The 15,666-nt window shown below is 68.3% G+C and carries 11 protein-coding genes; 7 read left to right on the plus strand and 4 right to left on the minus strand.

The window, feature by feature from the left end:
* Entirely contained in the window at positions 1–621 is a 621-nt protein-coding gene (locus D571_RS0106400) for a hypothetical protein (protein WP_018935847.1), read from the plus strand.
* A gap of 35 nt (positions 622–656) precedes the next feature.
* Here D571_RS0106400 and hemE read toward each other — a convergent pair whose 3' ends face one another.
* From hemE to rpsU, 4 genes are all read right to left on the minus strand, one after another.
* Positions 657–1,718, minus strand: a complete 1,062-nt coding sequence (gene hemE, locus D571_RS0106405; protein ID WP_018935848.1) for a uroporphyrinogen decarboxylase — start codon at positions 1,716–1,718, stop codon at positions 657–659.
* Between the two features lie 7 nt (positions 1,719–1,725).
* Entirely contained in the window at positions 1,726–3,135 is a 1,410-nt protein-coding gene (locus tag D571_RS0106410; RefSeq protein ID WP_018935849.1) for an FAD-dependent oxidoreductase, read from the minus strand.
* A 111-nt stretch (positions 3,136–3,246) separates the two neighbouring features.
* Positions 3,247–3,696, minus strand: a complete 450-nt coding sequence (locus tag D571_RS0106415; protein ID WP_018935850.1) for a GatB/YqeY domain-containing protein — start codon at positions 3,694–3,696, stop codon at positions 3,247–3,249.
* Between the two features lie 66 nt (positions 3,697–3,762).
* Entirely contained in the window at positions 3,763–3,978 is a 216-nt protein-coding gene (rpsU, locus tag D571_RS0106420) for a 30S ribosomal protein S21 (protein ID WP_018935851.1), read from the minus strand.
* A 208-nt stretch (positions 3,979–4,186) separates the two neighbouring features.
* Here rpsU and aroB point away from each other — a divergent pair, with 208 nt between their 5' ends.
* The 6 genes from aroB (at position 4,187) to dnaG (ending at position 15,552) form a co-directional block, all read left to right on the plus strand.
* Positions 4,187–5,284 carry a 3-dehydroquinate synthase gene (gene aroB, locus D571_RS0106425; RefSeq protein WP_018935852.1) on the plus strand — a complete coding sequence of 366 codons (1,098 nt, stop codon included), beginning with the start codon at positions 4,187–4,189 and terminating at the stop codon, positions 5,282–5,284.
* A complete protein-coding gene (locus tag D571_RS0106430) occupies positions 5,274–6,461 on the plus strand; it encodes a deoxyguanosinetriphosphate triphosphohydrolase (RefSeq protein ID WP_018935853.1) in 1,188 nt (395 codons plus the stop codon). Before aroB ends, D571_RS0106430 begins: the two co-directional genes overlap by 11 nt.
* 5 nt (positions 6,462–6,466) lie before the next feature.
* Complete coding sequence (locus D571_RS0106435; protein WP_018935854.1) at positions 6,467–8,257, plus strand: AAA family ATPase; 1,791 nt, start codon at positions 6,467–6,469, stop codon at positions 8,255–8,257.
* Positions 8,258–8,398: 141 nt separating this feature from the next.
* Positions 8,399–12,859 (plus strand): glutamate synthase large subunit, encoded by a 4,461-nt coding sequence (gene gltB, locus D571_RS0106440; RefSeq protein WP_018935855.1) that lies wholly within the window; start codon positions 8,399–8,401, stop codon positions 12,857–12,859.
* A gap of 172 nt (positions 12,860–13,031) precedes the next feature.
* A complete protein-coding gene (locus D571_RS0106445) occupies positions 13,032–13,622 on the plus strand; it encodes a Uma2 family endonuclease (RefSeq protein ID WP_018935856.1) in 591 nt (196 codons plus the stop codon).
* Positions 13,623–13,734: 112 nt separating this feature from the next.
* Entirely contained in the window at positions 13,735–15,552 is a 1,818-nt protein-coding gene (gene dnaG, locus D571_RS0106450) for a DNA primase (RefSeq protein ID WP_026287647.1), read from the plus strand.
* Positions 15,553–15,666: the final 114 nt, after the last annotated feature.

Here is a 15,666-nt window from a genome sequence, read left to right on the forward strand (position 1 = left end):
ATGGGGAACCCCTCCCGCCTGCGTCACGAACTCGCTCAGGAAGCCGGTCGCATCCTGCTCGACGAGGGGATCCGTGATTTCGGCCTGGCCAAGCGCAAGGCGGCGGAGCACCTGGGCGTGGACGCGCGCCACGACATGCCCGCCAACATCGAGATCCAGGATGCCGCGCTGGAACGCAGTCGGCTGTTCGCCTCCGAGGAAAGCCGCGCGGCCTATCGCGACCGCCTGCGGGCCGCTGTTGTGGTGATGGAACAGCTGGCGCACCTCGAGCCGCGCCTGGTGGGCCCGCTGCTGACCGGCATGATCGAACGCTTTCCGGTGATCAATCTGCACGGTTTCGCCGAGACGGTGGAGGAGGTGCTGATCGAGCTCGCCGACCGCGGCATCCACTGCGAGACCGGCGAACGCCGCTACCGCAGCCGCCAGGGGCGCGAGCAGCGCGTGCCGTTCATCGCCTTTCGCGGCCCGGATGACACCGAGGTGGAGATGACGATCTTCCCGCTGGACGGCATCCGGCAGGCACCGCCATCTCCCGTGGATGGCCGACCGATGCCCCGCGCGGGGGTGGCGGAGGTCGAGCGCCTGCTGGCCGAAGGAAACGAGGCGGAACCGCTGTCCTGATCCCCGGATGAGGGAGCCCGGCGCCCAGCGGCGCTTCAGGCTGGCCGGCGGTAGTTGACCACCGTATCGACCATCGCGGCGACGCGCTCCGGGTCGATCCCCGGATGCACCCCGTGGCCGAGATTGAACACGTGTCCGGTGTCCCGGCCGAAGCCATCGAGCACCCGGCGGGTCTCTTCGCGCACCACGGACTCGGGGGCGTAGAGCACCGAGGGATCGAGATTTCCCTGCAGGGCGACCCGGTCACCGACACGCCCCGCCGCCTCGCCGATCTCGATGGTCCAGTCCAGCCCCAGGGCATCCGCCCCGGTATCGGCCTGCGCCTCCAGCCACGCGCCGCCACCCTTCGTGAACAGGGTCACAGGGACCCGCCGTCCATCATTCTCGCGGATCAGTCCGTCGACGATGCGCTGCATGTACGCCAGCGAGAACTCGCGGTAAGTGCGCGGCGTGAGCGAACCTCCCCAGGTATCGAAGATCATGACCGCCTGGGCGCCCGCACGGATCTGCGCGTTGAGGTATTCGGTCACCGAATCGGCCACCTTCTGCAGCAGCGCGTGCATCGCCTGCGGGTCGCCGTACAGCAGCCGCTTGGTCTCGGCAAAGTCGCGCGAGCTGCCGCCCTCGACCATGTAGGTGGCCAGGGTCCAGGGGCTGCCGGCAAACCCGATCAGCGGGACCTGACCGTTCAGCTCGCGCCGGATCATGCGAACCGCATCCGTCACGTAAGCCAGGGAGTCCTCTGGATCGGGAACCGGCAACCGCTCGATCGCCTCGGCGCTGCGCACCGGGTCGCGGAATTTCGGGCCCTCACCGGTCTCGAAGTACAGCCCCAGCCCCATCGCATCCGGGATGGTCAGGATGTCGGAGAACAGGATGGCGGCATCCAGCGGGAACCGCCGCAGGGGCTGCATGGTGACCTCGCAGGCCAGTTCCGGGTTCTGGCACAGGCTCATGAAGCTGCCGGCCTGTGCCCGGGTCTCGCGGTATTCCGGCAGATAGCGGCCGGCCTGGCGCATGATCCAGATCGGCGGGCGATCCACCGGTTCGCGGGCCAGCGCCCGCAGCAGGCGGTCGTTCTGCAGTTCCTGAGCCATGCAGCCCTCAGACGCCGAGGTAATCGAGGATGCCTTCGGCGGCCTGGCGGCCCTCGAAGACGGCGGTGACCACCAGGTCCGAGCCGCGGACCATGTCGCCGCCGGCAAAGACCTTCTCGTTGGCGGTCTGGAAGGCGTGCCGACCGGACTCCGGGGCACGGACGCGACCGCCCTCGTCGATGTCAATGCCGTACTCGCCGAACCAGTCGGACGGCGAAGGGCGGAAACCGAAGGCGATCAGCACGCGATCCGCGGGGATCACGTGCTCGGAACCGGGGACCGGTTCGGGACGCCGACGGCCGCGCTCGTCCGGGGCACCCATCTGGGTGCGCACTACCTTAACGCCCTCGACCTTGCCGTCACCGACGATCTCCACCGGCTGCACGTTGAATTCGAACTGCACACCTTCCTCGCGCGCATGCACGACCTCCTTGCGCGACCCGGGCATGTTTTCCTCGTCGCGACGGTAGGCGCAGGTCACCGATGCGGCTCCCTGGCGGATGGAGGTGCGGTTGCAGTCCATCGCGGTATCACCGCCGCCAAGGACCACCACGCGCTGCCCGGCCATGTCGACGAAACCGTTCTCGTCATGTTCCCAGCCCATCACTTCGCGGATGTTGGATACCAGGAACGGCAGCGCCGGATAGACGCCGGGCAGGTCCTCGCCGGGGAAGCCTCCCTGCATCGCGTTGTAGGTACCCATGCCGAGGAACACCGAGTCGTACTCGTCCAGCAGCGTCTGGAAATCCACGTCGCGGCCGATCTCGGTATTCAGGCGGAACTCTACGCCCATGCCCTCGAGCAGTTCGCGACGGGTGCGGATCACGTGCTTTTCCAGCTTGAACGGCGGGATGCCGAAGGTCAGCAGACCCCCGATCTCCGGATAGCGGTCATACACCACCGCCTGCACGCCGTTGCGCGCGAGGATGTCCGCGCAGCCCAGCCCGGCCGGTCCGGCACCGATCACCGCCACCCGCTTGCCGGTGGGCACGACATCGGACAGATCGGGACGCCAGCCGGCTTTCAGGGCCTCGTCGGTGATGTACTTCTCCACCGAGCCGATGGTCACCGCGCCGAAACCGTCGTTCAGCGTGCAGGCCCCCTCGCACAGGCGGTCCTGCGGGCAGACCCGCCCGCAGACCTCGGGCAGGGAATTGGTCTTGTGCGACATCTCGGCCGCGGCGAAGAGGTTGCCCTCCTCGACCAGCTTCAGCCAGTTGGGGATGAAGTTGTGGACCGGGCACTTCCACTCGCAGTACGGATTGCCACAGGCCAGACAGCGGCCGGCCTGCTGCCCGGCGGTCGCCGGATCGAACTGGCCGATGATCTCGCCAAACTCGTGGATACGGATCTCTGCGGGGGTCTTCTGGGGATCCTGGCGCGGGAGGTCCAGGAACTGCATGGGATTGGTCGCCATGGGTCACTCGCTCCAACGAAACGGGGTGGGGCCACATCGGCCGGACGGGATCGGAGATCGGCGCGGCCGATCGCACCGTCGGTTCAGATTAAGCCGGAAGCCGGCTCCGGGTCAGGATTTCCCCAATGCCGTGCGGACCTTGCTGCTGACGGCCCCCATGTCGGCCCGGCCGAAGACCCGCGGCTTGAGCACGCCCATCACGCGTCCCATGTCGCCGGGACCTTCGGCCCCGGTCTCCGCAATGACCTCCGCGATCACCGCATCCAGCGCGGCGTCGTCCAGCGGCTCGGGCATGTAGGTCTCCACCACCGCGATCTCGGAGGCCTCGCGGTCGGCCAGGTCGTCGCGCCCGCCCTTGCGGTACTGTTCGATCGAATCGCGGCGCTGCTTGAGCATCCGATTGAGGATGGCCAGGACCGCATCGTCATCGGCTTCGCGACGCTCATCCACCTCGAACTGGGAGATCTCGGCCTGGATCTGACGCAGGATCGCAAGGCGCTCCCGTTCCCGGGCGCGCATGGCCTGTTTTACGTCGTCCTGTAACCGGGCCTTCAGCGACATTCGGCATCACTCCTCGCCAGTGATCATCCACGGGCCGGGGGCCCGGTGGGGCCGGGGCCGCCGGGCTCAGTACAGCCGCGGCCGACGGGTCATGTCGCGCGAATTCTTCTTCAGCTGCCGCTTGACCGCGGCGGCCGCCTTGCGCTTGCGCTCGGCCGTGGGCTTTTCATAGAACTCGCGGCGGCGGACTTCGGCCACCACGCCGGCCTTTTCACAGGTGCGCTTGAAGCGACGCAGGGCAACCTCGAAGGGTTCGTTTTCGCGGACTCGAACGTGCGGCATACATTCTCCGATTACGGCATTTTGTTTCGACGAAACGGTAACGATCGCCATGCCCGGAGCAGCGCCCGGACATGCAGAACGGCGTATCATAATCCAAGCCAGCGCTTTTGCAAAAGCCCGTGATGCGGGCCACATCCTTGGTCGCCGACCACCAAAGGCCCGTCCATCCCGACTTACGGGCACCCGCCACGCACGCTATGATGACGGCATGGAAACGCTGAACGTCGAACTGGGCGATCGCCGCTACCCGATCCACATCGGGCCGGGCGAGGCCGCACACCCCGAACGCCTCGCCCCGGAACTCTCCGGACGCCGTGTCGCGGTCGTCACCAACCGCACCGTGGCGCCGCTGCACGGCGAGGCCCTGCGCGCGAGCCTGGCCGGCGCCGGCATCCGCGGCGAACCCCTGTGGATCGAACTGCCCGACGGCGAATCGCACAAGACCCTGGCGACCGTCGAGCAGATCCTGACCCGCCTGCTGGAGGCCCGGCTGGACCGGGGCAGCCGCATCGTGGCGCTGGGCGGGGGCGTGGTCGGCGACATCGCCGGTTTTGCCGCGGCGATCTACCAGCGAGGCATCGATTTCGTCCAGGTCCCCACCACCCTGCTGGCCCAGGTCGATTCCTCGGTCGGCGGCAAGACCGGGGTCAACCACCCGCTGGGCAAGAACATGATCGGCGCCTTCCACCAGCCCCGCGCGGTGGTCATCGACACCAACAGCCTGAACACCCTGCCGACGCGCGAACTGCGCGCGGGGCTGGCCGAGGTCATCAAGTACGGCCTGATGAAGGATGCCGAATTCTTTGCCTGGCTGGAAGAAAACATCGACCGCCTGCTGGCCCTGGAACCCGAGGCCCTGATCCATGCGATCCGCCGCTCGTGTGCCTGCAAGGCCGAGGTGGTGGCCGCGGACGAGCGCGAATCCGGCCGCCGCGCCCTGCTCAACCTCGGCCACACCTTCGGCCATGCCATCGAAACCGGCATGGGCTACGGCGCCTGGCTGCATGGCGAGGCGGTGGGCACCGGCATGGCGATGGCCGCGCGCATGTCCGCCCGCATGGGCTGGCTCGCACCCGCCGATGCCGAACGCGCCGAGGCCCTGATCCGGCGCGCCGGGCTCGAGACCCGCGCGCCGGCGGAACTGGACGCCGCACGCTTCCGTGAACTGATGGGCATCGACAAGAAGGTCAGCGACGGCCGCCTGCGGCTCGTGCTGCTGCGCGGGCTGGGCAACGCCGAGCTGACCGCCGATTTTGACGACGACGCCCTGCAACACACCCTCGACGAGACCGCCCGTGCCGCCTGAGACCGCATCGATCGCCCGCACTCCGAACGGCATCGGCCTCGCCCCGTGGGCGGCCGACCCGGCGCAGACGCGCGGCCGCCAGTACGCGGAAGACGCACCACGTCATCGCAGCGAGTTTCAGCGCGACCGCGACCGCATCGTGCACTCCAGCGCCTTCCGCCGTCTGGAGTACAAGACCCAGGTCTTCATCAGTCACGAGGGCGACCTGTTCCGCAACCGCCTGACCCACTCGCTCGAGGTCGCGCAGATCGGCCGGTCGGTCGCGCGTGCGCTGGGGCTCAACGAGGACCTGACCGAGGCCATCGCGCTGGCCCATGACCTGGGCCACACGCCGTTCGGCCACACCGGCCAGCACGCCCTGAACGACTGCATGCGCGAGCACGGGGGCTTCGAGCACAACCTGCAGTCGCTGCGCATTGTCGACCACCTCGAGGCGCATTACGCCGAATTCGACGGTCTCAACCTGACCTTCGAGACCCGCGAGGGCATCCTGAAGCACTGTTCGCCGGAAGACGCCCGCATCCTCGGCGAGGTCGGCGTGCGCTTTCTGCAGCGCGGCCAGCCGTCGCTGGAGGCCCAGCTCGCCAACGTCGCCGACGAGATCGCCTACAACAATCACGACGTCGACGACGGCCTGCGCGCCGGCCTGCTGCAGCTGGATCAGCTGGTGGAAGTCCCGCTGTTCCGCGACTGCCTCGACGCAGTCCGCACGAACTACCCGAAGCTGGAGGCCCGCCGTGTGCAGCACGAAACCGTGCGGCGCATGATCGACACCCTGGTTCAGGATTTGGTCACAACCAGCCGACAGGCCATCGACACGCGCGCGCCGGAATCCATCGATGCCGTGCGCGCCGAGACCGGCCCGCTGATCCGCTTCAGCCCCGAGATGGCCGAACGCAACCGCACCCTCAAGACCTTCCTGCGCGAGAACCTCTACCGCCACCATCAGGTCCACGGGGTCATGCACAAGGCCCGCCAGATCATCCTCGACCTGTTCGCCGCGTTCGATCGCGACCCGCGCCTGATGCCGGAGCACTACCAGCACCACGCCCGCGCCCTGAGCGAAAACGACCCGCACGGGCAGCAGCGCGCCATCGCCGACTACATCGCCGGCATGACCGACCGCCATGCCATCCGCGAACACCACCGCCTGTTCGACCTCGGCACCCTGACCTGACCGCCATGGCCCTTTCCGACCAATGCCTGGAACAGCTCGGCCTGCGCAGCGACCCGTTCGCGGACGTGCCCGATGCGGATTTCCTCTACACCGACCCGCTGCTGGACGGGGTCCTGGAATCCGCGCGCCAGGCACTCGAGAAGCCCGGAGCGGTCATCCTGCTCACCGGAGACAACGGCTCCGGACGCAGCCTGCAGCTGATGCGCCTGCTGGGCATGCTGCCCGAGGGCTACGAGCTCATCGCCTTCAAGGCCCGCATCAACACGCATTTCGAATCCGTCGACCTGACCATCCGCAATTACCTGCGCTCGCAGAATGCGGATGATCCCGACCGCTCGCTGACCGAACTGCTGGCCGATCGGGTGGCCGATGGCTTCGCGCCCGTGATCGCCATGGATGACGCCCACCTGGTGGGCACCGATATCGTCAACAATCTCCTGCGCATGCGCTCGGAGATCCTTGACCAGCACGGCCGTGCACCCCGCATCGTGCTGGTCGGTGGCGGCGGACTGCTGCGCCGCCGGCTCTATCTCCCCGCCCCGGACGACGAGGGTCAGCTGACCCGCCTGACCCTGCGGCCGCTGAACCTCGAACAGACCGCCGCCTACCTGCATCACCGCCTGCTGGCGGCCGGCGCCGAGGACCCGGAGGCCCTGATCCCGCGCGAGGCCGTGCAGCGCCTGCAGACCGACGCCCAGGGCCTGCCTGCCGCTCTGAACCGCGAGGCCCGCATGCTGCTCGAGGCCCGCTGCCGGCCGGCACTCCGCGCGGCCGCCGGGGCATCCGCCGCCACGGGCGCCGTCCCGGCCACAGGACACACCGCCGAGGCAGAGCAGGCAACGACACCCGGAACCACGGACGCGCCCGAGCCCGCAACGGCCACGCCCGCAACCGAGGCCGAAACGGAAGCGGGGGGCGAAAACGGCCTGCGGGTCAGCCGCGAAGAAGATGACTTCGTGCCCGCCGCATTCGCCCTGCACGGAGACCGCGACGAGGACCCTGTCTCTGACCCGGAGGCCGGGGTCGAGGGGCGCGGGGTCGACGAACCGGCCGCGCCACATGCTGCTCCCGAGAGACAGGCGTTCTGGAACCAGCGCTGGTTCGTTCCGGCAGTGGCGGCGACAGTCGCCCTCGGCATCGCTGCGCCGCTGCTGTGGCAGCTGCTGAGCGTGCCTCCCGCCGACGAGGAAGAAGACGTAGTGGAACTGCCACTGCCGGAGCGCCCGGCCGCCGCCGTCGACGACGAGCCGCCGGAACCGACAGACACCCGAGAGCGCATCGAACCCGAGCCGATCCTGCCGCCTCCCTCCACCGATGAGCCGGTGGCGGAGGACGAGCCCCCCGAGCCGGTCGCCGATGCCGAACCGGAGCCGGAGCCCGAACCGGAGCCCGAACCGGAGCCCGAACCGGAGCCGGAGCCGGAGCCGGAGCCGGAGCCGGAGCCGGAGCCGGAAGATCGTACCGCCGAGGCTCTGGCCGACGTCGACGGTGACACCGACCGCCTGCGCGAGGACCTCGACTGGCTGCAGGATCAGGATGGCGAACGCATGACCATCCAGCTGATCGCAGCCCCCGACATGGACACCGCCCGCGCCTACGCGGAGGAACACGGCCTGGGCGGCATCCGCTTCGTTCCCACCCGTTCGGACGGCACCGATTACGTGGTCATCCTTGCCGGCAGTTTCACCGATCGGGGCGCCGCGGAACGGGCCAATGACGACCTGCCCGCCGAGGTACGCGACGCCGGCACCTGGATCCGGTCCATCGGCTCGGTACAGGATGTCGCCCGCCGCTGAAGGCGACCCGACGCAGATCTGTCCTTTCGCCGCGCGCGTGTAATTGCGCTCCTGCGGTTTGCCGGAACACGATCGTTCCGGTATATTCCTGCGCCCCTTTTTCCAGCCTGGTGCGCAAGCGCCACGACCGGAGGCCTATCGATGCAGCAGACCCGACTGACCGGCACCCTCCATCGTCCCGAATTCGAACGCGACAACTGCGGATTCGGGCTTATCGCCCACATGGACGGACAGGCCAGTCACTGGGTCCTGGAAACTGCAATACGGTCACTCGAGCGATTAACCCACCGCGGCGCGATCGCCGCCGACGGCAAGACCGGCGACGGCTGCGGTCTGCTGATGCGGACCCCGGAGCCATTCCTGCGTCAGCTCGCGGATGAATCCGGCATCGCGCTGTCCGAACGCTTCGCCGCCGGCCTGGTGTTCATCAACCCCGAGGCCATCGGCGAAACCCGCGCGGCGGTCGAAAATGCCCTCGACCGCAGCGGCCTCGCACTGGCCGGATGGCGCGACGTCCCGGTCGACCCCGAGGCCTGCGGGGCAGAAGCCCTGCGCACCCAGCCGCATATCCTCCAGCTGTTCGTCAACGCCCCGACCGAGATGGACAGCGACGCCTTCGAACGCGCGCTGTACGTCGCCCGACGGCGCGCCGAGATGGCAATGGATTCGGACCCGGTGTTTTACGTCCCGAGCCTGTCCGCACGGGTGCTGTCCTACAAGGGCCTGGTGATGCCGGCCAATCTGCCGGTGTTCTACCCTGACCTGCAGCGCCCGGAACTGGAAACCGCGATCTGCGTGTTCCACCAGCGCTTTTCCACCAACACCTGGCCGCAGTGGGGCCTGGCCCAGCCGTTCCGCTTCCTCGCGCACAACGGCGAGATCAACACCGTGCAGGGCAACCGCAACTGGGCGGTCGCGCGCCAGCACAAGTTCGCCAACGAGCTGCTGCCCGAACTTTCCGAACTGGAACCGCTGGTGAACCTGGAAGGTTCCGATTCGCAGAGCCTCGACAACATGCTCGAGGTCCTGCTGGCCGGAGGCATGGACCTGTTCCGCGCGATGCGCCTGCTGGTACCCCCTGCGTGGCAGAACGTCGCGCACATGGATCCGGATCTGCGCGCGTTCTACGAGTACAACTCCATGCACATGGAGCCCTGGGACGGACCGGCCGGCATCGTGCTGACCGACGGCCGCTACGCCGGCTGCACCCTGGACCGCAACGGCCTGCGCCCGGCGCGCTACGTGATCACGAAGGACCGCCACATCACCCTGGCCTCGGAGATCGGCGTGTATGACTATGCCCCCGAGGACGTGGTCGCCAAGGGCCGCCTGAAGCCGGGGCAGATGCTCGCGGTGGATACCGAAACCGGCGAACTGCTGCAGCCCGAGGACATCGACCGGATCAACCGCAAGCGCCAGCCCTATCGCCAGTGGCTGCGCGCGCAGGTGCATCATCTGAAGAGCCAGCTGGACGACAACCGGCTGTTCTCCGGCGAGCCGATGCCGGCCGACCGTCTGGAAACCTATGAAAAGCTGTTCGACGTGACCTTCGAGGAGCGCGATCAGATCCTGCGCGTGCTGGCCGAGGCCGGCCAGGAGGCCGTCGGCTCGATGGGCGACGACACCCCGTTCGCCGTGCTGTCGCAGCAGACCCGTTCGCTGTACGACTACTTCCGCCAGCAGTTCGCCCAGGTCACCAACCCGGCGATCGACCCGCTGCGCGAAAGCATCGTGATGTCGCTGGAAACCTGCTTCGGCCGCGAACAGGGACTGTTCGAGGAAACACCGGAACACGCCCACCGGCTGGTCGCCGATTCCCCGGTGCTGTCCGAGGCCAAGTTCCGCGAACTGTGCAACCGCAACGAAAACGCCTTCCGCGTCGAACGCCTGGACCTCAACTACGACCGCCAGAACCACGGTCTCGAGTCGGCGCTGAAACAACTCACCGAAGACGCGGTGCAGGCGGTCCGCGAAGGCGCCGTGATCCTCGTTCTGTCCGACCGCGCGATCGACCGCGAACGCCGGCCGATCCCGGCGGCTCTGGCAGTGGGCGCGGTGCATCACGCCCTGATCGCCGCGCGTTTGCGAACCGACGCCAACATCGTCATCGAGACCGCCACCGTGCGGGATCCGCACCATTTCGCGGTATTGATCGGCTACGGGGCGACCGCCATTTACCCCTATCTGGCCTACTCCGCGCTGCACGGCATGAGCGAATCCGGCGAGATCCCCGGAGCGGACGCGCTCACCCTGGCGCAGAACTATCGCAAGGGCATCAACAAGGGCCTGTTCAAGATCCTCTCCAAGATGGGCATCTCGACCATCGCCAGTTACCGCGGGGCCCAGCTGTTCGAGATCGTCGGTCTGGCCGACGAGGTCGTGGAGACCTGCTTCAAGGGCACCACCAGTCGCATCCAGGGCACCCGTTTCGCCGATATCGAGGCGGACCTGGATACCCTCGCACAGCGTGCCTGGAACCCGCGCAAGGCGCCAAAGCAGGGCGGGCTGCTGAAGTACATCGACGGCGGGGAATACCACGCCTACAACCCGGACGTGATCCAGACCCTGCACCGCGCAGTGCAGTCCGGTGACTACGGGGTGTACCAGGAATACGCAGCGCTGGTGAACGAACGCCCGGTTGCGACCCTGCGCGACCTGCTCAAGCCGCGCGAGGACATCGAGCCGATCGAAGTGGACGAGGTCGAGTCCGAGGCCGACATCCTGCCGCGTTTCGACTCCGCCGGCATGAGCCTGGGCGCGCTGTCGCCGGAGGCCCACGAGGCCCTGGCCACCGCGATGAACCGCCTCGGCGGGCGTTCCAACTCCGGCGAGGGCGGCGAGGCCGTGTCCCGCTACGGCACCGAGCGGATGTCGAAGATCAAGCAGGTGGCCTCCGGCCGCTTCGGCGTGACCCCGCACTACCTGGTCAACGCCGAGGTCCTGCAGATCAAGATCGCCCAGGGCGCCAAGCCCGGCGAAGGCGGCCAGCTGCCGGGGCACAAGGTCAACAAGATGATCGCCGAGCTGCGCTACTCGAATCCGGGCGTGGCCCTGATCTCGCCGCCGCCGCATCACGACATCTACTCCATCGAGGACCTGGCGCAGCTGATCTTCGACCTCAAGCAGGTCAACCCGAATGCGCTGGTCTCGGTGAAGCTCGTCTCGGAGGCCGGGGTCGGCACCGTGGCCGCCGGCGTGGCCAAGGCCTACGCCGACCTCATCACCATCTCCGGCTACGACGGCGGCACCGGGGCCAGTCCGCTGACCTCGGTGAAATACGCCGGCACGCCGTGGGAACTGGGACTGGCCGAGACCCATGCGACCCTGCGCGGCAACGACCTGCGCGACAAGGTGCGGCTGCAGACCGACGGCGGCCTGAAGACCGGGCTGGACGTGATCAAGGCCGCGATCCTCGGCGCCGAGAGCTTCGGCTTCGGCACCGGGCCGATGGTCGCACTGGGCTGCAAGTACCTGCGGATCTGCCACCTGAACAACTGCGCCACGGGTGTTGCCACGCAGGACAAGGTGCTGCGCATGAACCACTTCATCGGCCTGCCCGAGATGGTCATGCACTACTTCCAGTTCGTCGCCCGCGAGACCCGCGAGTGGATGGCGAAACTGGGCGTGCGCAGTCTGACCGACCTGATCGGCCGCACCGACCTGCTCGAAGTCCTGCCGGGCGAGACCCCGCGGCAGCAGCATCTGGCCGTCGACCGCCTGCTGGAGACCGGCGACCTCGACGACAAACCGCGCTTCTGCAAGGAGCCGAAGAACGAACCGTTCGACAAGGCCGAGCTGGCCGAACGGATGGTCGCCGACATGCTCGAGGCCATCGAGAACAAGGCCGGCGGCGAGTACCGCTACCAGTGCAGCAACACCGACCGCTCCATCGGCGCCCGACTGTCCGGCGAGATCGCCAAACGCCACGGCAATCAGGGGATGGCCGATGCCCCGCTGCAGGTCCGCCTGCAGGGCACGGCCGGGCAGAGCTTCGGCGTGTGGAATGCCGGCGGCCTGCACCTGTATCTGGAAGGCGACGCCAACGACTACGTCGGCAAGGGCATGACCGGTGGCAAGCTGGTGATCCACCCGCCGGAGGGCTCGGGCTTCGCCAGCCAGGACACCACCATCATGGGCAACACCTGCCTGTACGGGGCCACCGGCGGCAAGCTGTTTGCAGCCGGTCAGGCCGGCGAACGTTTCGGGGTACGCAACTCCGGGGCCGTCGCGGTGGTTGAAGGCGTGGGCGACCACGGCTGCGAGTACATGACCGGTGGGGTGATGACCATCCTCGGCGGCACCGGCGTCAACTTCGGCGCCGGCATGACCGGCGGCTTCGCCTTCGTGCTGGATCGGGAAAACGACTTCCCCGACCGCATCAACAACGAGCTGATCGACCTGCACCGCCTCGATACCGAGGACATGGAGGCGCATCGCAACTATCTCGAGGAACTCATCACCGAGTTTGTACACGAGACGGACAGCGCCTGGGGCCGGGAGATCCTGGAGCACTTCGACTCCTGGCAGGGGTCGTTCTGGCTGGTGAAGCCGAAGGCCGCCGATCTCAGCGGCCTGCTCGCCAACCTGCGCCAGGCGGCCTGACCGGGCCTGCACCCCGGAGCCAGACCCGTCACGGGCCCCGCAAGGGGCCCGTTCTGTTTGCGGGCGGCTCCTTCACGCCCGGATGGCATCGTATTCCACTGGACGCAGCCTACCCGCAGCGCAATACTGGAAGGCCGTCGCGGCATTCGTGGTACGGAGGCAGCCGACGGGAATGGCCAACGCCCGGACGTTCACGCCGGTGGACGAATACCTGCAGGGAGAGCGTGAGACCGAGATCCGGCACGAATACGTCAACGGCACCGTCCATCCCATGGGCGGGGCCAGCCGCAATCACAACCTGATTGCCGGAAACTTGTTCGCTGCCCTGCACGCCGCCCTGCGCGGCGGCCCGTGCCAGACCTTCATGGCCGACATGAAGGTGCATCTGCGCCTGGGTGACGACGAGCTTTTCTACTATCCCGACGTCATGGTCGGCTGCGACCCGAACGACCGCCACCGCCACTATCTCGAGCGCCCGCGGGTGATTGCCGAGGTGGCCTCGCCGGCCACCGAGCGCGTCGACCGCCGGGAGAAGCTGCTGGCCTACACCCGGCTCGACAGCCTCGCCACCTACCTGATCGTCGAGCAGCAGTGCCCGGCGGTCCCGGTGTATCGGCGAAACGCCGGCTGGGCCGCGGAATACCTCGGCACCGAGGACCGCCTGGAGCTCCCCGAGCTGGAATGGAGCCTGCCCGTGGAGGAGCTCTACACCGGCGTCGACCCCGACGCGGTCACCGAGGAGCCCGCCCCGCCCTGCCGCTGACCCGCGCCTGACCGGCCGGAGGGCCGGCCGATGGTCGCTGCGGGTGAGGGCGCGGTATCATGCTCGGCCACGCCCCGTCCGGGGCGGAACCTCCCGTCCGGCGACGAGGACCATGGCAGGCCGCATCCCCCAGGCATTCATCGACGAGCTGCTCGAGCGCACCGACATCGTGGAAGTGGTCCGCCGGCGCGTCAGCCTGAAGAAGGCCGGCAGCGAATATGCCGCCTGCTGCCCGTTCCACGGCGAAAAGACCCCGTCGTTCTACGTCTCGCCCCAGAAGCAGTTCTATCACTGCTTCGGCTGCGGGGTACACGGCACCGCCATCGGCTTCCTGATGGATTACGAGAACCTCAGTTTTCCCGAGGCGGTGGAACAGCTCGCCGAGCAGGCCGGCCTGGAGGTCCCGCGCGAACACGACGACAGCCCGCGCCAGGATGCCACCGCGCCGCTGTACGCCGCGCTGGAGGCGGCGGCGGACTACTTCGTGCGCCAGCTGCGCGAGACCCCGCGCGCGGTCGATTACCTGAAGAACCGCGGCATCGACGGCGCCACGGCGCGCGATTTCCGCCTCGGATGGGCCCCGGCATCGGGGCTGCTGCAGGCCCTGTCGGACCGCTTCTCGCCACAGCAGCTGGTGGACGCCGGCCTGGCCGCGCGCCGCGACAATGGCGACCTGCGCGAACGCTTCCGCTCCCGCATCATGTTCCCCATCCGCGACCGGCGCGGGCGCATCACCGGCTTTGGCGGGCGCCTGATCGATGACGGCGAACCCAAGTACCTCAACAGCCCCGAGAGCACGATCTTCCACAAGGGCCAGACCGTCTACGGCCTGCACGAGGCCCGCCGTGCGCAGACCCGGCTGGATCACCTGGTGGTGGTCGAGGGATACATGGACGTGGTCGCGCTGGCGCGCAGCGGCTACCACCGGGCCGTCGCCTGCATGGGCACCGCACTGGGGCGCAGCCACTTCGACGTGCTGTTCCGCCAGGTCGGCCGGCTGACCCTGTGTTTCGACGGCGATGCCGCCGGACGCCGTGCTGCCTCGCGCGCGCTGGAACAGGCCCTGCCGGTCATCCAGGGCATGCGCGAAGTCCGTTTCCTGTTCCTGCCCGAAGGCGACGATCCCGACAGCCTGGTGCGCCGCGAAGGCCTCGCAGCGTGGGAACGTCTGCTGGACCAGGCCCTGCCGCTGTCCGAGGCCCTGATACGCCTGCTGCGCGAGGAACACGCCACCGAAACCGCCGAAGGGCGCACCCATTTCGCCCACGCCGCGGTGCGCCTTATCGCTACCGCGCGCGACCCGCTGTTCCGTGAACTGCTGTGTGAACGCGTCGCCGAGGAGAGCCACCTCCCGCGCGAGCGCCTGGAGGAACAGCTGCAAGCCGCCGCCTCGGCCGATGCCGGTTCCGCGCGCAATGCCACGCCCGCGTCGCGCGACAACGCTCCGCCATCCCGGGGCCCGGACATGGCCACCCGGCCACCGGCCTCCGCCCCATCAGGAAGCGAGCCGGCCGGCGCCGGCGGCCGCCGCAGCTCGTCGCTGTGGGCCGCACTGCTCGCGCGCATCCTGCAGCACCCGGAACTGGACTGGGACACCCCGGCCCTGCGCGAGCTGGCGGCCGCCAGCGGCGAGGCTTCCGGCACCCTTGGCCGCCTGCTGGAGGCCCTGGACGAGCAACCACGCCCGGATACCGCGCGGCTGCTGGAGCGCTTCCGCGACCATCCGCGCTTCGAACGCCTGCTTTCACTGGCCGGCGCCGACCTGCAGGACGGCAAAGACGAGATGACCCGTCAGGTCGCACTGGACGCCGCGAACCAGCTGCTGCGCCGGCACTGCCGTGAACGCATCCGCGAGCTGACCGCCTCCGGGGCTCTGGATGCGGAACAACGCAGCGAGCTCGCGCGTCTCACTTCCATCCTGCAAGGCTGAGGGCGGGACCGCACACCGACTGCGCCCCCTTGAAAGTCTCCGTTCGTGCCCGCATCTCCCTGACTGCACGGCAGCATTTCGACTCGCACCCTGCGGCGCGGGCAATATTAGAAA

Source organism: Thioalkalivibrio sp. ALJ24 (genome assembly GCF_000377785.1).
GTDB lineage: Bacteria > Pseudomonadota > Gammaproteobacteria > Ectothiorhodospirales > Ectothiorhodospiraceae > Thioalkalivibrio.

Coding starts and splice junctions, on each gene's coding strand:
- D571_RS0106400 (WP_018935847.1), top strand. CDS start 1: ATGGGGAACCCCTCCCGCCTGCGTCACGAACTCGCTCAGGAAGCCGGT.
- hemE (WP_018935848.1), bottom strand. CDS start 1,718: ATGGCTCAGGAACTGCAGAACGACCGCCTGCTGCGGGCGCTGGCCCGC.
- D571_RS0106410 (WP_018935849.1), bottom strand. CDS start 3,135: ATGGCGACCAATCCCATGCAGTTCCTGGACCTCCCGCGCCAGGATCCC.
- D571_RS0106415 (WP_018935850.1), bottom strand. CDS start 3,696: ATGTCGCTGAAGGCCCGGTTACAGGACGACGTAAAACAGGCCATGCGC.
- rpsU (WP_018935851.1), bottom strand. CDS start 3,978: ATGCCGCACGTTCGAGTCCGCGAAAACGAACCCTTCGAGGTTGCCCTG.
- aroB (WP_018935852.1), top strand. CDS start 4,187: ATGGAAACGCTGAACGTCGAACTGGGCGATCGCCGCTACCCGATCCAC.
- D571_RS0106435 (WP_018935854.1), top strand. CDS start 6,467: ATGGCCCTTTCCGACCAATGCCTGGAACAGCTCGGCCTGCGCAGCGAC.
- gltB (WP_018935855.1), top strand. CDS start 8,399: ATGCAGCAGACCCGACTGACCGGCACCCTCCATCGTCCCGAATTCGAA.
- D571_RS0106445 (WP_018935856.1), top strand. CDS start 13,032: ATGGCCAACGCCCGGACGTTCACGCCGGTGGACGAATACCTGCAGGGA.
- dnaG (WP_026287647.1), top strand. CDS start 13,735: ATGGCAGGCCGCATCCCCCAGGCATTCATCGACGAGCTGCTCGAGCGC.